This is a genomic window from Bacillus sp. PSXD-155, from assembly GCF_049310765.1.
Classification (GTDB): domain Bacteria; phylum Bacillota; class Bacilli; order Bacillales; family Bacillaceae_G; genus Bacillus_A; species Bacillus_A cereus.
On record NZ_JBMOWC010000003.1, the window covers coordinates 133,367 to 156,729 of the forward strand.

Sequence of the window (23,363 nt, forward strand, 5' to 3'; positions counted from 1 at the left end):
TTTTTATTTCTTAAGCCGATTCTTCATTTGTAACCGCATTCAAATTTGTTTCTGGATGCCAAATATAAAAATCTCCATCAGTTACTGATACGGGGCTGAAATTTAATTTATCCCAAAAACCAGCTGAATGAATACGCGCTATCGTTTTAATAGGAAATTGCAGTTGTTTCGCATGATTTACAAGCATTTGTCCGAATCCTTGTTTTTGAAAAGTTGGTAATACTTCAAGTTTATAAAGTTCTAGGTAAGGACCTGTAATTTCGAATGGTTCTCCGCCGTTTCTTTTCATATATAGACTCATACGTGCGATTAGTGATCCGCCATAATAAATACCGTAAAATGGAGATTCACTGTCGTTTTCAATAATGTTTGCTTGCAATTCTTCCAGCATAGATAGTTCCTGGGCTCCGCACCCTTTAAATTTTTTGAATTCATCTAACGTTTTATAATTGATGAGCAAGCGCTCAACTTTTGGGAATCCCATTACATCACATCCTTTTCTTATCTCGTTGAATGCAGAAAAGTAAAAATATTTATAATAATAGTATAACTCATTTTTTTATTTTTATGAAGAAGATAGTATATTTCTTTTATTATTTTTTTGAGGATTTGCTAAACTAAGAGTATAAGTGTATTAATAGGCAGTATATACATAGTGAAAAATGAGAGTGTATTTGTTTGGCAGAGGACAACGAAATTATAGGGCGTGCTCATGTACTTTAAAAAGATATGAAAAAGGGGGGAGGCAAGGGCACTTAATGTGAATCCCTTGTGTGAAAATGAAAATTGGAATTGTCGGACCAGGTGCTATTGGTCTATTGTATACATTTTATTTACAAAAAAGTAACCAAGATGTTACGTTGTTTACAAGAACAGCTAAGCAGGCTGAAGAATTAAATGAAACAGGTGTAACTTGTATTAGAGATGGAAGATGGGAAACAGTATATCCGCCTGTTTTACCGATAGAAAGTATGGTAGCGCAAAATTTAGATTATATATTTATTGCTGTGAAGCAATATCATATAGATGACATACTACCGTTTGTGGAAGGTGCATCATCATTAATCTTTTTGCAAAACGGAATGTCGCATCTCCCAAAGATGCTGCAAATAGGGAGTGAAAATATAGCTGTTGGTATTGTAGAACATGGTGCGAAAAAAGAGGGAGGGCACATCGTTCATCATACTGGAGTAGGTGTAACGAGATTTGGAGTGGTTTGTGGCCAATCTATACATTTTAAAAAAATATTTCATTCTTTTCCTGTTGCTTATTTTCCAGTTCAAATAGAAACAGATTGGGAAGAGATTATGCGCAAAAAATTAGTAGTAAATGTATGTATCAATCCGTTGACAGCGTTATTGGGAGTAAAGAATGGTGAATTAATCACGAATCGTTTTTTTTATCAAATGATGGAGCAAGTGTTTCAGGAGGTCGCATTTCTTATTAGAGGAGAAAAAGAAATGGTATGGCAAATGGTACGAAATGTGTGTGAAGGAACGTCTCGTAATACATCCTCTATGTTAGCGGATGTAAGAGCGAATAGACAGACGGAAATTAATGCGATTGTTGGGTATGTATTAGAAGAGGCTAAGAAACAGCAACGACCAGTTCCGACACTTCAATTTTTGTTCGATGCAATAAAGGGGTTAGAAACAAGAGTATAAGTGTTATTCTTTGCTTTTAAGTGAAACATTGACTACAATGTGGATTGGTGAGAGAACTGGATACGAAAGGAAGAATTATATGGAGATAAAAGAAATCTCTGTTCCGCAACAAGGTGTTGTAGCGGACTATATGAACGGTAAAAAAGAGATACAGTCATGTTTTGATTATATGTTAACAGAAGATGCTTTTAAACAACGTTTACATGATTTGCGTGAAAGGGAGTTTTTCCGCCAAGATTTAGTAGCGCATTTATTAGAATATAATACAAAATTACAAGCGGGAGAATCTACACTTCAAAATGTAAAAGCGCTTGGAGATGAAAATACATATGTTGTTATAGCTGGACAACAAGCGGGGTTATTAACTGGACCGCTTTATACAATTCATAAAGTTATTTCAATTTTACAGCTTGCAAAGGAAAAGGAAGAAAGTTTAGGGGTTAAAGTTGTCCCTGTCTTCTGGATTGCGGGTGAAGATCATGATATGGATGAGATTAACCATACTTTTGTAGCGAAAAATAAAAAGATGAAAAAAACTATTTTTTATGATCGTAATCCGAAAAAGGCGAGTGCTTCTGAGTCTGAACTTTCTGTTGAAGATTGTAGAAGTTGGATTGAAGAGATTTTTAAAACATACCCAGAAACAAATTTTACAAAGGATGTATTAAAATTTGTTGATGATGCTTTGAAAAAATCGAATACGTATGTAGATTTCTTTGCTCATCTTATTACGAAAATCTTTGCTAATTCTGGTTTAATCCTTGTTGATTCACATCATCCTGAATTAAGAAAGTTAGAAATTCCATTTTTTAAGCGAATTATAAGTAAGTATAAAGAGGTGCAAGAGGGGCTTCGTAATCAGCAGGAAGTAATTAAAGAACTAGGATACAAACCGATTATTGAAACGAAGTCTCATGCAGTGCATATATTCATGGAAATAGATAATGAACGAGTATTGCTTGAAGAGCATCAAGGTAAGTTTGTTGGAAAGGATGGGGCGCATTCCTTTTCATATGAAGAGTTGATTGAAGAAATGGAGAGAAATCCGGCACGTTTTAGTAATAATGTTGTAACGCGTCCTCTTATGCAAGAGTATGTATTTCCTACGCTCGCATTTATTGGAGGTCCAGGGGAATTAGCTTATTGGAGTGAATTACAACAAGTATTCCATACTGTCGGTTTTCAAATGCCACCTGTCGTTCCTCGTCTTACAATTACTTATGTGGAGAGAGATATAGCGACAGATTTATTCGATCTGCAATTGAGAGAAAGTGATCCGTTTTTAAATGATGTCGATAAACTGCGTGAAAACTGGTTGTCTAATCGAGTAGAGGAACCGATTGATGATCATTTTGAAAAGGCGAAAAAAGAAATTGCCGATATTCATATATCTTTACAGCAATTTGTAAAGAAAATAGAGCCAGGATTAGGTGCGTTTGCAGGGAAAAACGAATTGAAAATTAATGAACAAATTGAACTGCTGGAAAGAATGTTGAAAAGAAATGTTGAGAAAAAGTATGAGGTTCAGCTAAATAAATTCCGCCGTATACAATTCGCACTTCGTCCATTAGGTGCGCCGCAAGAACGTGTGTGGAATGTATGTTATTATTTAAATCAGTTTGGTTTGGATTTCGTTGATCGTGTAATGGAAAACCCTTTTTCTTGGGACGGAAAACATCATGTTATAAAACTATAAAATCTTGCTCTTTGGAGCAGGATTTTATTTTTATTCCGTTGAATTTACTGTGAAGTGATTTTTTTCTGAATTATCAATCAAAAAAGTGTTGGATATGGTAATTGTGTTGGATACTTAAATATATGACAAAATAGCACAAAATGTAAACGTATTATTCGCTTTTTCGACAGTTTTTTATTTAAATTCCCGCAAAAGATGATAAAATTTAGTATATAATAAAAGAAAATAGCGATTTGTATAGTATGTTGCCTTTGTTGGTAAGTTAAATGAGTCGTTCTTTCGTATTATTTCATTCTCTAAGCGTGAAATATGTGCTTAGAGGAAGGGATACATTCAACATAATTAATTGGAAAAAGAGTAGGTGCAACAATGTTTAAACACGTAACAGTGCTTTTAAAGGAAACAGTAGACGGCTTAGATATAAAGCCAGATGGTACATATGTAGATTGTACACTGGGGGGAGGAGGACATAGTTCTTATTTATTATCTCAATTAACTGAAGGTGGAAAATTAATAGCGTTTGATCAAGATGAGATAGCGATTCAAAACGCGAAAGAAAAGTTCTCTTCATACGGTGAACAGTTTATAACAGTAAAGAGTAACTTCCGTTATTTAGCTGAAAAACTGCAAGAAATAGGTATAACAGAAGTAGACGGTATTTTATTTGATTTAGGTGTTTCATCCCCACAATTAGATACACCAGAGCGAGGCTTTAGTTATCATCATGATGCACCGTTAGATATGCGGATGGATCAAGATGCCCCATTAACAGCATATGATGTTGTAAATAGCTGGTCATATGAACAACTTGTAAGGATTTTCTTCCAATACGGTGAAGAGAAATTTTCAAAACAAATTGCAAGAAAAATTGAAGCTTATCGTGAGAATAAAGCTATTGAAACGACAGGAGAATTAGTAGAGCTAATTAAAGAAGGTATTCCGGCTCCTGCTCGTAGAACTGGTGGGCATCCTGCTAAGCGGGTGTTTCAGGCAATTCGTATAGCTGTAAATGATGAATTAAAAGTATTTGAAGAAGCATTGGAATCTGCTATTGAGATGGTTAAGCCAGGTGGAAGGGTTAGTGTTATAACATTCCATTCATTGGAAGATCGTATTTGTAAAACAACGTTTAAGCGAAATAGTACAACGCCACAATTGCCACCAGGATTACCGATTATTCCTGATGAATTTAAGCCGAAATTAAAGCTTATTACAAGAAAACCGATTTTACCTTCTGATATAGAGCTAGAAGAAAATAATCGTGCGCGTTCTGCGAAGTTGAGAATCGCTGAAAAACGATAAAAGGGAGAGAGAGGTATGACTAATTTAGCTGTAAAGTACAAACAACAAGCGCAAGAAGAGGTGCAAATTCAAACGCCCCCACAGCAGATGGCTAAGCCGAAGGTTAAAGCGAAAATTACAAGAATCGAAAAACTGTTGTATGTAGCGTTTATTGGCTTTTTATTGTATGCCTGTGTCGCGTTTATTGGAAATAAAGCAGGCCTTTATCAAGTTAATGTAGAAGCAGCGACGATAGAAGAAAAAATTGTACAGCAGCAAAAAGAAAATCAAGAATTACAAGCTGAAGTAGAGAAGTTAAGTCGCTATGAACGAATCGCTGAAGTTGCAAAAAAACATGGGCTAGAAATTAATGCGAATAATGTGAAAGGCCTCAAATAAGGCAATAGGTGTGAAGGAACGATGAAGAAGAATATGACTAAATTTCATACCAATAAGGGAGCAGGTTATTTTATGATATTTTTCCTCCTGCTCTTTTTGCTGTTATTAGCCCGATTTTTTTACATACAATCAACAGGAACAGTTCATAATCAGGATTTAGATGCACTTGCTAAACAAAAGCATAGTAAAAAAGGAGTTCTTGAAGCGAACCGAGGAACCATTTATGATCAAAACGGTCATGTGTTAGCACAAGACGCAAACTCTTATAAAATAGTAGCTGCGCTAAAAGGTGCTAACTCTGTTGAGAATAAAGAAGATACTGCAAAGAAAATTGCAGGAGTACTTGGAAAAGGCGAAGAGGATATTTTAGCTTCTTTAAATAAGGAAGGTAGAAGTCAAGTCGAATTTGGAACGTTAGGCAAGGATTTGACGAAAGAAAAGAAGGAACAAATAGAAGCGTTGAAATTGCCGGGAATATCTTTTATTACAGAAAATGCAAGGGTGTATCCAAACGGTGATTTTGCATCTTACGTTATAGGTCATGCAAAACCAAATGAGAATGGAACCTCGGTAGGTCAATTTGGCATAGAAAAAAGCTTGGATAAATACTTAAGTGCTTCTAATGGAGAAGTAGCGTATACAGGTGATCGTAAAGGTGTATCCCTTGATGGTGGAAAAGTTAATGTAAAGGCACCTAAAAATGGAGATAACGCTTATTTAACAATTGATCAACGTGTCCAAAGTTATTTAGAAGACGCGATGAAAGCAGCAAGTAAGCAATATGAGCCAGAAAGTTTAATAGGGATTGTTGCAGATCCGAAAACCGGAAAAATATTAGCGATGTCTACTAAACCTAGTTATGACCCTAATGATCGTCAAATTAAATATTTCTTCAATGACGCAATTGCCAATGCATTTGAACCGGGATCAACAATGAAAATTTTCACGTTAGCGGCAGCTATTAATGAAGGTGTGTACAAAGGGCAAGATTATTATCAGTCCGGGACATATCAAGTCGGAAATAGGAAAATAAAAGATCATAACGGTGGTGCTGGTTGGGGCTCTATCACGTTTGATGAAGGGGTAGAGCGTTCTTCAAACGTAGCGTTTGCAATTTTAGGAGATCAAAAACTTGGTCCAGAACGTTTCCGAAAATATATTCATAGTTTTGGATTAGATGAAAAAACGAACATTGATTTATCAGGTGAAGGATCGAATACAATTTTATTTGATCAGCAAATACAACAAGTGACAACAGCTTTTGGACAAGGTTCCACTGTAACACCAATTCAGCTTGTACAAGCTGCAACGGCCATTGCAAATGATGGGAAAATGATGAAACCTTATGCAATTGATAAAATTGTAGATCCAATAACAGACAAAGTAAAATTAGAACATAAGCCAGAAGAAGTAGGAAAACCTGTTACAAAGGAAACAGCAGCGCAAGTAAGACAGTTATTAGAACGTGTTGTTACATCTCCGAAAGGTACAGGGACAGCTTATAAAATTGATGGATATTCAGTTGGTGGTAAAACAGGTACAGCGCAAATTCCGGATGGAAAAGGCGGCTATATGACAGGAAGACAGAATTATATATTCTCATTCTTAGGTATGGCACCAATGGACGATCCACAACTTGTTGTGTATGTAGCTGTTAAACAGCCGAAATTAAAAGATGATGAGAACGGCGCACAACCTTTAGCTGATATTTTTAAATATGTAACAAAAAATAGTTTAGAGTATTTAAAGATTAAGCCAAATGAAGTGAAAGATCCGAAAAAACATCTGAAAGAACAACAAACTACTGTTCCAGATGTAACTGGTAAAACGATGGCTGAAGCGGGGAAAGCGATTGATAAAGCAAAACTTCGTCCAATCGTACTAGGTGAAGGGAAAGTACAGCAACAAGTACCAAAAGCGACTGAACAAACATTAAAAGGCGACCGAGTCTTCTTGGTAGGAGATAAGCCTACAATGCCAAATATACAAGGATGGGCACTGCGTGATGTTATGAATTTAGCGAAGACATTACAGCTTAACTTGAAACCTTCTGGTACAGGATACGTAACAGAACAAAGTGTGGCGGAAGGAACATTATTACAACCTGGTACAGAATTAGGTGTCACACTCGTACCGCCACTCGAACCACAACAAGAAGCAGAAAAGCCGTAATGGTAAAAGAGAAGAAGTTCTAATTAAATAAGTACAAGCATATATTGGAACAAGCTAGGCGTAAGGGAGGCTTGTTCCGATATGCGTGTATCAAATGTAACAGTTAGAAAACGACTTATTTTTATACTTATATCAGGTATACTTATTTTCACTATTATCGATATTCGTCTTGGATATGTGCAATTTTTTCTTGGGAATATGTTAACGGATCGTGCGAAAGATTCATGGAGTCGTAATATTACTTTTGAACCCGAACGTGGGAAAATTTTAGACCGAAATGGTGTGGAACTTGCCACGAATAAAAGTGCTCCAACTGTCTTTGTTGTACCAAGGCAAATTGAAAAACCAGCAGAGACTGCAGAGAAGTTAGCTGCAGTATTAGGTGTGGAAAAAGATGAGATTTATAAAAGAATTACAAAAAAAGAATCGATTGTAAGGTTAGATAAAGGCGGAAGGAAAATATCACATGACAAAGCGAAAGAAGTACGAGGATTAAGTTTGAAGGGCGTGTATATCGCAGAGGATTCTATCCGGTACTATCCATTTGGAAACTTTTTATCACATGTATTAGGTTTTGCAGGTAGCGATAACCAAGGTCTTATGGGACTAGAAAAATATTATGATAAAGAGCTAAATGGAGACAAAGGTCATGTGCGTTTTTTTGCAGATGCGAAAGGGCAAAGGATGCCTAATGTTGGTGATGATTTCAAAAAACCAGAAGCCGGTTTAAATTTAGGATTAACAATCGATGCGCGTATTACAAGGATTATGGAAAGAGAAATGAATATTGCGGAGTCAACTTATAATCCAGACGGTATGATTGCAATTGCAATGAACCCTAAAAATGGTGAAATTTTAGGGATGTCTAGTCGGCCGAGTTTTGATCCAGCGGATTTTCAAAGTGTCTCTCCAGAAGTGTATAACAGAAATCTACCTGTGTGGAGTACGTATGAGCCTGGTTCAACATTTAAGATCATTACACTAGCTGCAGCATTGAATGAAAATTTAGTAGACTTAGAGAAGGATACGTTTTATGATGATGGAGCAGCTGAAGTCGGTGGAGCTAGATTGAAATGCTGGAAAGCAGGAGGTCATGGCAGTCAAACGTTTTTAGAAGTCGTTCAAAACTCATGTAACCCGGGATTTATTGAACTTGGTGATCGCCTTGGTAAAGACCGATTATTTAAATACATTCGTAATTTTGGTTTTGGGCAGAAGACTGGGATTGACTTGCAAGGTGAAGGCAGTGGGATTTTATTTAATTTAGATAAAGTTGGTCCAGTAGAGCAAGCGACAACTTCATTCGGCCAAGGGGTTTCTGTTACACCAATTCAACAAGTAGCAGCTGTAGCGGCGGCTGTAAATGGTGGAACATTGTATCAGCCGTATATAGCTAAGGAGTTTATTGATCCGAAAAATAATCAAGTTGTTAGTAAAAAGACACCTGTTGAGAAAAGAAAAGTTATTTCCAAGGAAACTTCAGAAAAAGTTCGTTATGCATTAGAGAATGTTGTAGCGAAAGGTTCTGGTAAAGGTGCTTATATTGATGGATATCGTGTAGGTGGAAAAACGGGTACTGCTCAAAAGGTGAAAGATGGTAAATATTTAGAGAATAATTATATTGTATCTTTTATCGGATTTGCTCCAGCGGATGATCCAGAGATTGTTGTGTATGTTGCTGTTGATAATCCAAAAGGGGTTACACAGTTTGGTGGAGTGGTAGCAGCTCCAATTGTCGGGAATATCCTTCGAGATGCGCTTCCTGTTATGGGAGTGAAACCGAGAAAAGAACAAGTTGAAAAAGAATATAAATGGGGCGATACACCAACTGTGGAAGTTCCGAATTTAATTGGAATGAAAAAGAAAGATTTACAAACACAACTCGTCGATTTGCAGCTTGATATAAGTGGAGATGGAGAGAAAGTAATTAAGCAATCACCAGAAGCGGGAGCTAAAGTAAAAGAAGGCTCAAAAATTAGAATTTACTTCGGGAATTAAAGGTAACATAGTACGTTTTATGGTACAATTGGTGGGAGTGAGTTCTTTATAGAACAGTTACTTAACTTGAGACAATAAGTGTCTCAGTCATAAATAGGCCAGTAGCACTTACCTCCTTATATAGGAGGTAATGTGTTGCTTACTGAAAAAAAGATAAATAAACAATGTAGAGAGGGTTTAGTGAAATGAAGTTGCATACACTTTTATCATGTTTGCATGATTTTCCAGTTGTTCCAAAAGAAAATCCAGAAATCACATCTATAGAAGCTGATTCACGTAAAGTGAAAGAAGGAAGCTTATTTGTATGTATGAAAGGATATACGGTTGATAGCCATGATTTTGCTAAGCAAGCAGCGGCACAAGGAGCGGCTGCTATTGTTGCGGAAAGACCAATTGATGTTGACGTTCCAGTTGTACTTGTGAAAAATACTTTTCGTTCGTTAGCGGTTTTAGCTGATTATTTTTATGGTCAACCGACACACAAGTTACATTTAATCGGAATTACAGGTACAAATGGAAAGACAACAACATCGCATATTATGGATGAGATTATGCGAGCACATGGTCATAAAACAGGGCTAATTGGAACGATTAATATGAAAATCGGTGATGAAACATTTGAGGTGAAAAATACAACACCAGATGCACTAACACTTCAACAGACGTTTTCAAAAATGGTTGAACAAGGTGTGGACAGCACGGTAATGGAAGTTTCGTCACATGCGTTAGATCTTGGTCGTGTACACGGATGTGATTACGATGTAGCGGTGTTTACGAACTTAACACAAGATCATTTAGACTATCATAAAACGATGGAAGAATATAAACATGCAAAAGGGTTACTATTTGCACAGCTTGGCAATAGTTATAATCATAATCGTGAAAAGTACGCTGTGCTGAATAGCGATGATAATGTAACAGAAGAGTATATGAGAAGTACTGCAGCAACTGTTGTAACATATGGTATTGATACAACAAGTGACATTATGGCAAAAAATATCGTTATGACGAGTGGCGGAACTACATTTACCCTTGTCACACCGTATGAAAGTGTAAATGTTACGATGAAATTAATAGGTAAATTTAATGTATATAACGTACTTGCAGCAACAGCAGCAGGACTTGTTTCGGGTGTGAAATTAGAAACAATCATTGCTGTTATAAAGGAACTAGCTGGGGTTCCAGGGCGTTTTGAAGTTGTTGATGGAGGACAAAATTATACAGTTATTGTTGATTACGCACATACGCCGGATAGTTTAGAAAATGTATTAAAAACTGCAAAACAATTTGCAAAAGGTGATGTGTATTGTATCGTTGGTTGTGGTGGCGATAGGGACCGAACGAAGAGACCGATAATGGCAAGTGTTGCAACAAAATATGCAACTCATGCAATTTACACATCAGATAATCCAAGAAGTGAAGATCCAGCGGCTATTTTAGATGATATGGTACATGGTGCAAGTGGAAATAATTATGAAGTGATTATTGATAGAAAAGAAGCGATACACCATGCAATCACTAAAGTAAAAGCAGATGATATCATTATTATTGCTGGTAAGGGTCATGAAACGTATCAAATTATTGGTAAAGAAGTTCATCATTTTGATGATCGAGAAGTTGCGAAAGAAGCAATTACAGGGCGTTTAAACAACGAAGAGTAACAACGTGAGAGGAGGACTACATGTGCTTGAGCAAGGTTTATTAGTAACGGCTGGGGTAGCATTCTTAATTTCTGTTGCCCTTTCGCCATTGTTTATTCCATTTTTAAGAAAATTAAAGTTCGGACAGAGTATTCGTGATGAGGGACCAAAGTCACATCAAAAAAAATCAGGGACACCGACAATGGGTGGTATCGTCATATACGTATCTATGATGGTAACTTCACTTATTATGGCGATTAAGTTTAATTATTTAGGTGCAGAGGTTTCGTTATTACTATTAGTGACGTTTGGTTACGGATTAATCGGATTTTTAGATGACTACATAAAGGTAGTTAAGAAGAGAAATCTTGGTTTAACATCAAAACAAAAATTAGTAGGGCAGCTTGTTATTGCTATTGCATTCTTTTTAATTGGAAAAGGGCAAGCGTTCCACACATACATCATGATTCCGGGAACGGATGTTAAGTTTGAATTAGGTTGGGCGTATTTTGTACTTGTACTATTTATGCTTATTGGTGGATCAAATGCAGTTAACTTAACTGACGGTTTAGATGGTTTATTATCAGGAACAGCTGCTATTGCATTTGGAGCATTTAGTATTATTGCTGTGGCACAAGAGCAATTTGGAGTAGCGATATTCTGTATGGCAGTGGTAGGAGCTGTACTTGGATTCTTAGTATTCAATGCGAATCCAGCAAAAGTGTTTATGGGAGATACAGGTTCATTAGCTTTAGGTGGAGCCATTGCAGCTGTAGCGATTTTATTAAAACAAGAATTGCTACTTGTAATTATTGGCGGAGTATTCGTCATGGAAACTTTATCGGTTATTATTCAGGTCATTTCATTTAAAACAACAGGAAAACGTGTCTTTAAAATGAGTCCATTACACCATCATTATGAATTATGTGGTTGGTCAGAGTGGCGTGTTGTTGTGACGTTTTGGTCTGCAGGATTTTTATTAGCTGTGTTAGGAATTTATATCGGGGTGTGGATGTAATTGAAAACTGTAACTGAATTTCAAAATAAGAATATTCTTGTATTAGGCATTGCAAAAAGTGGTTATGCAGCAGCTACATTGTTACAAAAGTTAGGGGCGAATGTCATTGTAAATGACGGAAAGCCTTTAGCAGACAATGTACTTGCTGCAGAATTACAAGCAAAAGGAATGGACGTTGTATGCGGTGGCCATCCTTTAGAATTATTAGAGAGAAATATTTCTCTTGTCGTTAAAAATCCAGGAATCCCGTATTCTAATCCAATATTAGTTGCTGCGAAAGAAAAGCAAATTCCAATTGTTACGGAAGTTGAATTAGCATATCGTATTTCAAAAGCGCCATTTGTTGGAATTACAGGATCTAATGGTAAAACGACGACAACAATGCTGACATTTGAAATGTTAAAAGAAGGACAAAAGCATCCTGTTATTGCAGGGAATATAGGAACTGTAGCTTGTGAAGTAGCACAGGATGCAAAAGAAAATGAAGTTGTAGTTACAGAACTTTCATCGTTCCAATTGATGGGAGTAGAATCGTTCCAACCTAAAATTGCAGCGTTCTTAAACTTATTTGAAGCCCACTTAGATTATCATGGGACGAAGAAGGAATATGGTTTAGCAAAAGCAAATGTTTTTAAAAACCAAACAGAAAACGATTATAGTGTAATAAATGCGGATGATGCAGATGTGATGGCTTTATCTGCGGATACTAAAGGTCAAAAAATCTTGTTTTCGACAACGAAAGAAATTGAAGATGGCGCGTGTATAAAAGATAACGCTCTTTATTTCAAAGGTGAAAAAGTTGTTGAAGTAAGCGATATCGTTTTACCTGGTCAACATAATCTAGAAAATATTTTAGCTGCGATGAGTATTGCGAAATTATTAGGTACTTCTAATGAAGCAATTACGGTCGTGTTAAAACGTTTTACGGGTGTAAAACATCGTTTAGAATATGTAACAACGATTAACAACCGTAAGTTTTATAATGACTCAAAAGCAACGAATATGTTAGCGACTGAGAAAGCACTATCTGCGTTTACACAACCGATTGTGTTACTAGCAGGTGGGCTTGACCGCGGAAATGAATTCGATGATTTAATTCCGTATTTCAAAAATGTAAAAGCGATTGTAACATTTGGACAAACAGCTCCCAAACTAGTAAGAGCGGCAGAAAAAGCGGGATTAGATATAATTGAAAGTGTCGATACTTTAGATGAAGCAGTGGTGAAAGCTTATGCTCATTCTAAAGAAGGTGATGTTGTTCTTCTTTCTCCAGCGTGTGCAAGCTGGGATCAATTTAAAACATTTGAAGAAAGAGGAGACATTTTTATACAAGCTGTGCATAAACTTATATAAAGTAAATCAAAACATCAGTAGGCTAACACCTACTGATGTTTTGTTACATAGGGCAAAAGGTTCTGCCTAAAGAGGTGGTGTTTGTGGGTAATGAAGAAAACGCCTGATTTTATGCTCATCATCGTAACACTTTCGTTGTTGACAATCGGAATGATTATGGTTTATAGTGCGAGTGCAGTTTGGGCCTCTTATAAAATGGGGGACTCATTCTTTTTTGCAAAAAGACAATTACTGTTTGCGGGTCTTGGTGTAGTAGCTATGTTTTTTATTATGAAAATTGATTATTGGGTGTGGCGTACGTATTCAAAAGTAATTTTGCTAGTTTGCTTCATTCTTCTTATTCTCGTTCTTATTCCTGGAGTAGGTCTTGTTCGAGGAGGAGCACGAAGTTGGATTGGGATCGGAGCATTTTCGATTCAACCATCAGAATTTATGAAGTTTGCGATGATTATTTTCTTGGCAAAGTTTTTAGCGGAACGGCAAAAATTGATCACATCTTTTAAACGTGGTTTATTACCGGCTCTTAGTTTTGTGTTTCTTGCTTTTGGGATGATTATGTTACAGCCAGACCTTGGGACAGGAACGGTAATGGTTGGGACATGTATCATTATGATATTTATTTCGGGAGCGAGGGTCTTTCACTTTGCAATGTTTGGTTTGATTGGTGTAGCGGGATTTGTAGGATTAATTGCATCAGCACCGTATCGAATGAAACGCATTACATCATATTTAGATCCGTGGTCAGATCCGCTTGGAAGTGGATTTCAAATTATCCAATCATTACTCGCAATTGGACCTGGTGGATTATTTGGGCTTGGACTTGGACAAAGTAGACAAAAATTTCTTTATTTACCTGAACCACAAACTGACTTTATATTTGCGATCTTATCCGAGGAATTAGGTTTTATTGGTGGTTCATTTGTGTTATTATTATTTAGTCTATTATTATGGCGCGGGATTCGTATCGCATTAGGAGCGCCAGATTTATATGGTACGTTTTTAGCAGTAGGTATTGTGGCGATGATTGCGATTCAAGTAATGATTAATGTTGGTGTTGTAACAGGACTGATGCCTGTTACGGGTATTACCTTGCCGTTTTTAAGTTATGGTGGATCAAGTTTGACATTAATGTTAATGGCAGTAGGTGTATTATTAAATATAAGTCGCCATTCTCGCTACTAAACCCTGTTTATAAGACAGGGTTTTTCGTATGTGTGTAAAAATGCAATATGTATATAGAAATAAATATAATGGAAATAAGAAAAGAGAAGCGGAGGAGTTAGTAGTGCGTGTATTAGTTAGTGGTGGGGGTACTGGTGGTCATATTTATCCAGCTCTTGCTTTAATTAGAGAAATAAAAAAGTTAAATCCAGAAGCAAGATTTTTATATATTGGTACGGAAAATGGACTAGAGAGTACAATCGTTCCAAAAGCAGGTATACCATTTCAGTCTATTGTTATAAGTGGATTTAAACGAAAAATATCATTAGATAATGTGAAAACAGTAATGCGTTTTCTAAAAGGTGTACAGGATAGTAAACGATATATTCGTCGTTTTAATCCGGATATCGTAATTGGAACGGGTGGATATGTATGTGGACCAGTTGTATACGCTGCAGCCAAATTAGGTATTCCAACTATTGTACATGAACAAAATAGTGTACCAGGTGTAACGAACAAATTTTTAAGTCGTTATGTTGATAAAGTTGCTGTTTGTTTTGAAGCAGCTACAGAGCATTTTCCAGAGTCAAAAGTGGTAATGACAGGTAATCCGCGAGCATCAGAGGTAATGGATCAAAATGGAATGAAAGGGAAACGTTCAGTTGGGCTTTCTCTTCCTAAAAAGTCTGTACTTATATTTGGTGGAAGTCGTGGAGCTAGACCGATTAACGATGCCTTCGTTGAAGCAATTGAACAGTTTGGGAACAAAAGCTACGAAATACTATATGTAACAGGTGAAGTGCATTATGACAAAGTGATGGAAGCCGTGAAGCAAAAAGGGAACCCGAACAATGTTATTATTAAGCCGTTCATTCATAATATGCCAGAGGTACTAACTGGTGTAGACCTTGTTGTTTCAAGGGCTGGGGCAACAACACTTGCAGAATTAACAGCGTTAGGAAAACCAAGTGTGTTAATACCGAGTCCGTACGTAACAAATAATCATCAGGAAAAGAATGCACGTTCAGTTGTTGATAAAGGAGCGGCAAAAATGTTACTTGAAAAAGATTTAACAGCTGAAACGCTTATTCGTGATATTGATGAGATTTTATTGGATGCACAAACATTACAAAATATGAAGCTAGCTGCTAAGCAACTAGGTATTCCAGATGCAGCAAATAAGCTGTATGAAGTAATGAATAAGCTTGTAAAAAAATAAAGTGAGGCTTTAATCGGTGGGGAGTGATTCTTTCTCGTTGATTATTACCTTTCACTAATCGGATGTTTACTGGCATCCCGATTCTCGCCTAACTTCTTTGTTACCGCCGAATTTTGATTTAGGAGCTGTACTGCCCGTAAATAGAGGGATAACGTTAGGTGAACGCCCTGCATATTATTGTCATAAGGAGACTTAATATGGGGGAGATTGTCTATGGAACAATTAGTAAATGAGCTTATAGAAGCAGACGTTGGTCGTGTTTTAGTTAACGAGTTGTTAGCACGTTATACAACTATGAAAATAGGTGGACCAGCGGATATTTTAATTGTGCCAAAGCATGTAGCCGGTATTGAAAAAACATTACAGTTAGTAAAGCAATACAAAACGAAGTGGACTGTAATTGGGCGCGGTTCAAACCTTCTTGTATCTGATCAAGGCATAGAAGGTGTTGTTATTCGTTTAGGAGAAGGATTAGATCACTTAGAGGTCGAAAAACATAAGGTAAGAGTTGGTAGTGGATATCCTCTTATTAAATTGTCAACTTTACTTAGTCGTCAAGGGTTAGCTGGATTGGAGTTTGCAAGCGGTATTCCAGGAAGTGTCGGTGGTGCAGTATATATGAATGCAGGTGCACATAAATCGGATATATCGAGTGTATTATCGAAGGCTCTCATTCTGTTTGAAGACGGTACAATTGACTGGTTAATGAATAAAGAACTGGAGTTTTCTTATCGGGCATCTGTATTGCAAACGAAACGTCCTGGTATTGTTTTAGAGGCGGAGTTTCAATTACAGGCGGGAAAACGTGAAGAAATTGTACGTAGCATGCAAAATAATAAAGATTACCGCCGTGAAACGCAACCATGGAATCACCCGTGTGCAGGAAGTGTATTTCGGAATCCAATCCCACATTTTGCAGGAGATTTAGTAGAAAAAGCAGGGCTTCGTGGTTATAGGATTGGTGGAGCTCAAATTTCTGAAATGCATGGCAATTTTATTGTTAATACCGGGGGAGCTTCAGCGCAAGATGTATTGTCCTTAATTGAATTAATAAAACATACAATTAAGGATAAATTTGATGTAGATATGCATACAGAAGTAGAAATCATTGGAAGATAACGGTTATTCGTTCCGCTCATTATCATTTATGTTATAATAAGAAGATAAGAACGGCATGAGGAACATGCCGTTCTTTATGTTACATAGGGGGATCGTACATGAATAATAGTAAAGTGATTAAACTACAAGATCGTGTACCAAAATTGAAAAATCAAAAGAAAAAAAACAAAAAAAATGTTAATCATCGATTGATTTTATACATATCAATTTTATTTTTATTAGTGCTCTTTTTAATTTATTTTCGGTCTCCGCTTAGTAATATAAAAAAGATTAGTGTGTTTGGAAATCACTATATGACGGATGAGCAAGTAATGAAGGATTCAGGCGTGACATATGATACAAGTTATTTCCGAGTGACAGCACATAAAGCTGAAGAAAACTTAACGAAGCGAAAAGAAATTAAAGCAGTAAATGTAAAAAAACGTTTTCCAAACAAGATTGATATTCATATCGAAGAATATTTAACGATTGGTTATATAAATAAAGAGGGAAAATTACAACCGTTATTAGAAAATGGAAAAACGCTTGATGTACTACCTAATGGAAAACTTCCTGTTGCAGCACCGATTTTCGAACCTTTTAAAGAAGAGAAAATGAAGGAGTTAATCGCTGAACTAGAAAAATTAACACCAGCTATTTTAAAATCTATTTCGGAGATTCGCTATTCACCAACGAATGCGAATGAAGATCATCTTACTTTATATATGAATGAAGGTTATGAAGTGAGCACTACGATTCAAAATTTTGCAAAACGTATGGAAGCCTATCCGCTTATTTTAAAAACAATTGAGCCAGGTAAGAAGGTATTAATTGACTTAGAAGTAGGTGCATATACGAAAGAATTAGGTGCGGAAGAAAAAAAAGAATAGAATGGTAGTTTTCGTTGATTATAGCAGAAAAAACAAAACGAATGTTCTATTATATGTATACGAATTTAGAAGAATGGTTCATTTGATGAAAAATATGTAAAAATTCTTAGATTCATACTAGTATTGGTACAAGTTTCACTTTTCTATGAGTACATCTTAGTGTAGACTTATACTTGGCGGTAAACTTTACACTCGAAATAGAATTATTTCAAGATAAGCAGTTATTCATAGTTTACTGCGATATTCTTAATTGAATGCTAAATAAAAATAAGAAAAATATAGGGTTAAAAAAGGGAAACGTATAAAGACGTTGAATATTTTTCTTATAAATAGTAAAGTTGCGATTGTTGTTCCATATATTGAGTTGTATGGTATAAATAAAGAAGGAGGTGCCAAAGAATGAACAGCAATGAAATATATGTTAGTCTTGACATCGGTACATCCAATGTTAAAGTCATCATTGGTGAAATGGTTAATGACAGCTTAAACATTATTGGTGTTGGAAATGTAAAATCAAATGGTTTAAAGAAGGGATCGATAGTTGATATAGACGAGACTGTTCGATCAATTAAAAAAGCAATTGAACAAGCTGAGCGCATGGTGGGAATCCACATTGAGCAAGTTGTAGTAGGTGTCAATGCAAACCAGGTACAGCTACTTCCTTGTCACGGAGTAGTCGCTGTTTCAAATGAAGATCGTGAAATCGGGAATGAAGATGTCTTACGCGTTCTAGATGCAGCACAAGTTGTGTCAATTGCTCCAGAACGTGAGTTTATTGATGTGGTACCTCGACAGTTCATCGTAGACGGTCTTGACGAGATTAACGATCCACGCGGGATGATCGGTGTAAGATTAGAAATGGAAGGTACACTTATTACAGGCTCGAGAACTTTACTACATAACCTACTTCGTTGTGTAGAAAAAGCAGGTCTTGAAATTGTTGATATTTGTCTTCAACCTTTAGCGGCTGCAACAGTTGCTATATCTTCAGATGAAAAAAATAGAGGAGTAGCCCTTGTTGATATGGGGGGAGGATCTACAACTTTATCTATTTTTAAAGATGGAGAGTTACAAGCGACGAGCGTATTACCATTAGGTGGAGACCATATAACGAAGGATATTGCGATTGGGTTGAAAACTTCAACAGAAAATGCAGATCAAATTAAGTTGAAATATGGACATGCTTTTTATGATACAGCATCTGAAGAAGAGATGTTTACGGTTCCTATTATGGGAAGTGATCAAACAGAACAATATTCTCAGTTGGAATTATCGGATATAATAGAGGCTCGTGTAGAGGAAATTTTAATGTTTGTTCAAGATGAAGTGCGTAAGTTAGGAGTAAAGCAAGTGGCTTCTGGTTATGTACTAACTGGTGGAATTGCTTCTATGCCAGGTGTTCTTGACCTTGCATATGATATTTTACATGAAAATGTTCGTGTAGCAACTCCTGATTATATTGGTGTGCGTGAGCCCCAATATACAAGTGGAGTTGGATTAATTAAACATTCTTATCAAAAAGCTAAATTACGTGGGAAAAATGTGCAGGAAAAGCAAGAGCATTTTGAACCAGTACCAGCACCAGCACCAACGCCGGTACAACAGCAACCTGCAAAACAAAAAACTCGTAATCAAAACAATAATAATCAAAATGATGACCGCATGATGTCAAAAGTAAAACGTGTATTCCGTTATTTATGGGATTAAAATTGGACACGAAAAATGAGGTTCTAGGGGGATTTCGACATGTTAGAGTTTGATACTACTCAAGATCAATTAGCGAATATAAAAGTTATCGGTGTCGGCGGTGGCGGAAACAATGCTGTAAACCGTATGATTGAACACGGTGTACAAGGTGTAGACTTTATCGCTGTGAACACTGATGCACAAGCATTAAATCTATCAAAAGCTGAAACGAAAATGCAGATTGGTGGAAAATTAACGCGTGGACTTGGTGCAGGCGCAAACCCTGAAGTAGGGAAAAAAGCTGCAGAAGAAAGTAAAGAACAGATCCAAGAAGCACTTCGTGGTGCGGATATGGTCTTCGTAACTGCCGGTATGGGCGGTGGAACTGGAACTGGTGCAGCTCCAGTTGTTGCTCAAGTTGCAAAAGAATTAGGTGCTTTAACAGTTGGTGTTGTAACACGTCCATTTACTTTTGAAGGACGTAAGCGTGCGACGCAAGCAGCATCTGGTATTGCAGCATTTAAAGAAAATGTAGATACTCTTATTGTAATTCCAAACGATCGCTTATTAGAGATTGTTGATAAAAATACGCCAATGTTAGAAGCATTCCGTGAAGCTGATAACGTATTACGTCAAGGTGTTCAAGGTATTTCGGATTTAATTGCAACGCCAGGTTTAATTAACTTAGACTTTGCAGACGTAAAGACAATTATGTCTAATAGAGGTTCTGCTTTAATGGGTATTGGTTCTGGTAACGGGGAAAATCGTGCTGCAGAAGCTGCGAAAAAAGCGATTTCTAGTCCATTACTAGAAACATCTATTGATGGAGCTCAAGGTGTTATCATGAACATTACGGGTGGCGCTAACTTAAGCTTATATGAAGTACAAGAAGCGGCAGATATCGTAGCTTCAGCTTCAGATCCAGAAGTAAATATGATCTTCGGTTCTGTTATTAACGAAGGATTAAAAGATGATATCGTTGTAACTGTAATTGCAACTGGTTTTGATGATAGCATTGCAACTCAACCACCAAAACCAATTATTCGTCCGAATGCGAACCACACGCAACAACAGCAACAACCAGTAGCTCAACCTTCAAAACAACGTGAAGTAAAACGTGAAATGAAGCGTGAAGAGCCAGTTGTACATGAGCGTCATTCAGATTCAGATGATATCGATATTCCAGCATTTTTACGTAACCGTCGTAGACGATAAAAAAAGGAGCTTTCATGCTCCTTTTTTGTTTTTTAAATGGAAAAGACCTGCTAAGCAGGTCTTTTTTTATTTCGTATATTTCAATATATTTTGTTGGTGAAAATAAGAGTATATCATTCTATGAATTTGTACTTTTATTTTTTACCGACAGATTATGTCTAGAAATCACAAAATAACAAAAAAACACCTCCGCAAATTGACACACTTTCCTATTGGATATGCATTATACTAGTCTCAACTTGAAAAAAGAGGTGAATTGTTTGGTTGTTTACGCCGACGTTGTTTGGTTGTTAAACGCCTGCATTGATTTTCTTTTGCTTTTATTAACAGCTACCGTGTTAAAAAAGAAGATCAAAAGATGGAGGCTTGTGTTAGGGGCATTTATAGGTTCAACTATTGTTATTTTTGCCTTTACTCCTTTTGCTTCTATGATGACACATCCAATTATGAAACTACTGTACTCGTTACTTATTGTGTATACAGCATTTGGGTTTACAACATTTAGAAATTATGCACAAACTGTTTTTACTTTTTACTTTGTAACCTTTATGGTTGGCGGAGGATTAATTGGAACTCATTTCTTTTTGCAAACGAATGAAATGGTAAATGGATTGGTTCAATCTCAGTCAATTTCTTACGGCGATCCAATTAGTTGGTTATTTGTTATTTTTGGTTTTCCGGTAATTTATTATTTTTCTAAAAAGCGTATTGAAAGCGTAGAGGTCACGAAAATACACTATGACCAAATTGTGAAAGTAAAAATTCAATTAGCAGAAGAAGAACTAGAACTGGCAGGTCTTATTGACAGTGGGAACCAACTTTACGACCCATTAACAAAAACACCCGTTATGATTATGCATGTTTCATCATTAGAACATTGCTTACCATCTTGGTTAACAGAACAAATTTATTCCAAAACAGAAATTCCTCAAATACCAGAAAATGATTCTGGTTGGGCGACAAAATTACGTTTAATTCCTTTCCGTGCAGTAGGAGTAGAAAGTCAATTTTTGTGGGCAATTAAGCCTGACAGTGTGCAAGTTGATCATGAAGGTAGTTCTATTGTTGTAAACAAAGTATTAATTGGATTAAATACACAACAACTGTCTACTAATGGGGAGTATCAATGTATTGTGCATCCCAAAATGTTGATTTCACAAAAAATGGTGATCGCTTAATAATGAGAGGCGGGATAATATGATGAAATTAAAATTTTATTTAGTATACCTTTGGTATAAAGTATTGCTGAAATTAGGAATTAAGACCGATGAAATTTATTATATTGGTGGAAGTGAAGCGTTGCCACCACCGTTAACGAAAGAAGAAGAGGAAGTTCTTTTGAATAAATTGCCAAAAGGAGATCAGGCAGCAAGGTCATTACTTATTGAACGCAACTTAAGGCTCGTTGTATATATAGCAAGAAAGTTTGAAAATACAGGGATAAATATTGAAGATTTAATTAGTATAGGAACAATCGGCCTTATTAAAGCGGTAAATACATTTAATCCAGAAAAGAAAATAAAATTAGCAACATATGCATCGCGTTGTATAGAAAATGAAATTTTAATGCATTTACGTCGGAATAACAAAAATCGTTCGGAAGTTTCTTTTGATGAACCGCTAAACATTGATTGGGATGGGAATGAACTATTGTTGTCTGACGTGTTAGGTACAGATGATGATATTATTACAAAAGATTTAGAAGCTACTGTAGATCGTCACCTTTTAATGAAAGCATTACACCAATTAAATGATCGTGAAAAACAAATTATGGAACTTCGGTTTGGGCTTGCTGGAGGAGAGGAAAAGACGCAAAAAGATGTGGCGGATATGCTTGGGATTTCACAGTCATACATTTCGCGTTTAGAAAAAAGAATTATAAAAAGATTACGAAAAGAATTTAATAAAATGGTGTGAAGAATAAGACCAGCCGTTATGTAGGCTGGTCTTATTCTATTTAGTTGTATTAGGAAAGATAATTTAAATGAAAAATCGTGAAAAAACCATATGCATAAAATCCCCTTCAAAGGAAATACTTTACACTGTACAGCAACTCCCGATAGGAGGGAACACTTTGACGAGAAACAAAGTAGAAATTTGCGGTGTTGATACAGCTAAACTTCCAGTATTAAAAAATGAAGAGATGCGTAAATTATTTCGTGAAATGCAAAGTGGAGAGATAAGCGCAAGAGAAAAATTAGTGAATGGAAACTTACGTCTTGTACTGAGCGTCATCCAAAGATTTAATAACAGAGGAGAATATGTTGACGATTTATTCCAAGTTGGTTGCATCGGACTTATGAAATCAATTGATAATTTTGATTTAGGCCAAAATGTAAAATTTTCAACGTATGCTGTGCCGATGATTATTGGGGAAATACGCAGATATTTGCGTGATAATAATCCGATTCGCGTATCGCGCTCATTGCGAGATATTGCGTATAAAGCTTTGCAAGTAAGAGAGAAGTTAATTGCAGAAAATTCAAAAGAACCAACAGCAATGGATATTGCAAAAGTGCTAGAAGTAACTCATGAAGAGATAGTATTTGCTTTAGATGCAATTCAAGATCCAGTTTCATTATTTGAACCGATTTATAATGATGGAGGAGATCCTATCTTTGTTATGGATCAGTTAAGTGATGAAAAACAAAAGGACGAGCAGTGGGTTGAAGAACTAGCATTGAAAGAAGGAATGAAGCGTTTAAATGATCGAGAGAAAATGATTATTAGAAAACGTTTCTTCCAAGGAAAGACACAGATGGAAGTTGCAGAAGAAATTGGGATTTCCCAAGCTCAAGTATCACGTTTAGAGAAGTCAGCCATTAAACAAATGAATAAAACGATTCAAGGATAAGGTCTCACCAATTATGGTG

Annotated in this window: 19 protein-coding genes; 18 read left to right on the forward strand and 1 reads right to left on the reverse strand. The window is 36.3% G+C overall.

Going from position 1 to position 23,363, the window contains the following annotated elements; genetic code table 11:
• Positions 1–10: 10 nt before the first annotated feature.
• Positions 11–484, reverse strand: coding sequence for an N-acetyltransferase (locus ACO6VI_RS03565; RefSeq protein ID WP_000506690.1), 474 nt, complete (start codon positions 482–484; stop codon positions 11–13).
• A 295-nt stretch (positions 485–779) separates the two neighbouring features.
• On the opposite strand from ACO6VI_RS03565, the gene panE reads away from it, so the two are divergent.
• From panE to sigG, 18 genes are all read left to right on the forward strand, one after another.
• Complete coding sequence (gene panE / locus ACO6VI_RS03570; protein ID WP_014482115.1) at positions 780–1,664, forward strand: 2-dehydropantoate 2-reductase; 885 nt, start codon at positions 780–782, stop codon at positions 1,662–1,664.
• Between the two features lie 79 nt (positions 1,665–1,743).
• Positions 1,744–3,360 (forward strand): bacillithiol biosynthesis cysteine-adding enzyme BshC, encoded by a 1,617-nt coding sequence (gene bshC, locus ACO6VI_RS03575; RefSeq protein ID WP_000403042.1) that lies wholly within the window; start codon positions 1,744–1,746, stop codon positions 3,358–3,360.
• A gap of 369 nt (positions 3,361–3,729) precedes the next feature.
• A complete protein-coding gene (rsmH, locus tag ACO6VI_RS03580) occupies positions 3,730–4,662 on the forward strand; it encodes a 16S rRNA (cytosine(1402)-N(4))-methyltransferase RsmH (RefSeq protein WP_000472508.1) in 933 nt (310 codons plus the stop codon).
• Between the two features lie 15 nt (positions 4,663–4,677).
• Positions 4,678–5,040 carry a cell division protein FtsL gene (ftsL, locus tag ACO6VI_RS03585; protein WP_000182804.1) on the forward strand — a complete coding sequence of 121 codons (363 nt, stop codon included), beginning with the start codon at positions 4,678–4,680 and terminating at the stop codon, positions 5,038–5,040.
• A gap of 72 nt (positions 5,041–5,112) precedes the next feature.
• Positions 5,113–7,212 carry a penicillin-binding protein gene (locus tag ACO6VI_RS03590; protein ID WP_002094122.1) on the forward strand — a complete coding sequence of 700 codons (2,100 nt, stop codon included), beginning with the start codon at positions 5,113–5,115 and terminating at the stop codon, positions 7,210–7,212.
• An 81-nt stretch (positions 7,213–7,293) separates the two neighbouring features.
• Positions 7,294–9,210 (forward strand): stage V sporulation protein D, encoded by a 1,917-nt coding sequence (locus tag ACO6VI_RS03595; RefSeq protein ID WP_001266235.1) that lies wholly within the window; start codon positions 7,294–7,296, stop codon positions 9,208–9,210.
• Positions 9,211–9,395: 185 nt separating this feature from the next.
• Complete coding sequence (gene murE, locus ACO6VI_RS03600; protein ID WP_000766289.1) at positions 9,396–10,871, forward strand: UDP-N-acetylmuramoyl-L-alanyl-D-glutamate--2,6-diaminopimelate ligase; 1,476 nt, start codon at positions 9,396–9,398, stop codon at positions 10,869–10,871.
• A gap of 22 nt (positions 10,872–10,893) precedes the next feature.
• Positions 10,894–11,868, forward strand: coding sequence for a phospho-N-acetylmuramoyl-pentapeptide-transferase (gene mraY / locus ACO6VI_RS03605; RefSeq protein WP_000893060.1), 975 nt, complete (start codon positions 10,894–10,896; stop codon positions 11,866–11,868).
• On the forward strand, positions 11,869–13,221 hold the full coding sequence (murD, locus tag ACO6VI_RS03610) for a UDP-N-acetylmuramoyl-L-alanine--D-glutamate ligase (protein ID WP_000860103.1): 1,353 nt from the start codon (positions 11,869–11,871) through the stop codon (positions 13,219–13,221).
• 90 nt (positions 13,222–13,311) lie between these two features.
• The gene (spoVE, locus tag ACO6VI_RS03615) at positions 13,312–14,403 is read left to right on the forward strand and encodes a stage V sporulation protein E (RefSeq protein ID WP_000753524.1); all 1,092 of its coding nucleotides are present in this window, start codon (positions 13,312–13,314) and stop codon (positions 14,401–14,403) included.
• Between the two features lie 103 nt (positions 14,404–14,506).
• Positions 14,507–15,601, forward strand: a complete 1,095-nt coding sequence (gene murG, locus ACO6VI_RS03620; RefSeq protein ID WP_024927913.1) for an undecaprenyldiphospho-muramoylpentapeptide beta-N-acetylglucosaminyltransferase — start codon at positions 14,507–14,509, stop codon at positions 15,599–15,601.
• A 213-nt stretch (positions 15,602–15,814) separates the two neighbouring features.
• Positions 15,815–16,720 (forward strand): UDP-N-acetylmuramate dehydrogenase, encoded by a 906-nt coding sequence (gene murB / locus ACO6VI_RS03625; RefSeq protein ID WP_023522862.1) that lies wholly within the window; start codon positions 15,815–15,817, stop codon positions 16,718–16,720.
• A gap of 98 nt (positions 16,721–16,818) precedes the next feature.
• Positions 16,819–17,589, forward strand: a complete 771-nt coding sequence (divIB, locus tag ACO6VI_RS03630; RefSeq protein ID WP_001065789.1) for a cell division protein DivIB — start codon at positions 16,819–16,821, stop codon at positions 17,587–17,589.
• A 399-nt stretch (positions 17,590–17,988) separates the two neighbouring features.
• Entirely contained in the window at positions 17,989–19,296 is a 1,308-nt protein-coding gene (gene ftsA, locus ACO6VI_RS03635; RefSeq protein ID WP_001087557.1) for a cell division protein FtsA, read from the forward strand.
• Between the two features lie 39 nt (positions 19,297–19,335).
• On the forward strand, positions 19,336–20,490 hold the full coding sequence (ftsZ, locus tag ACO6VI_RS03640; RefSeq protein ID WP_000888984.1) for a cell division protein FtsZ: 1,155 nt from the start codon (positions 19,336–19,338) through the stop codon (positions 20,488–20,490).
• Positions 20,491–20,750: 260 nt separating this feature from the next.
• Positions 20,751–21,668 carry a sigma-E processing peptidase SpoIIGA gene (gene spoIIGA / locus ACO6VI_RS03645; RefSeq protein ID WP_000261975.1) on the forward strand — a complete coding sequence of 306 codons (918 nt, stop codon included), beginning with the start codon at positions 20,751–20,753 and terminating at the stop codon, positions 21,666–21,668.
• Between the two features lie 19 nt (positions 21,669–21,687).
• The gene (gene sigE, locus ACO6VI_RS03650) at positions 21,688–22,407 is read left to right on the forward strand and encodes an RNA polymerase sporulation sigma factor SigE (protein WP_000976948.1); all 720 of its coding nucleotides are present in this window, start codon (positions 21,688–21,690) and stop codon (positions 22,405–22,407) included.
• A gap of 157 nt (positions 22,408–22,564) precedes the next feature.
• Positions 22,565–23,344, forward strand: a complete 780-nt coding sequence (sigG, locus tag ACO6VI_RS03655; RefSeq protein ID WP_000197755.1) for an RNA polymerase sporulation sigma factor SigG — start codon at positions 22,565–22,567, stop codon at positions 23,342–23,344.
• Positions 23,345–23,363: the final 19 nt, after the last annotated feature.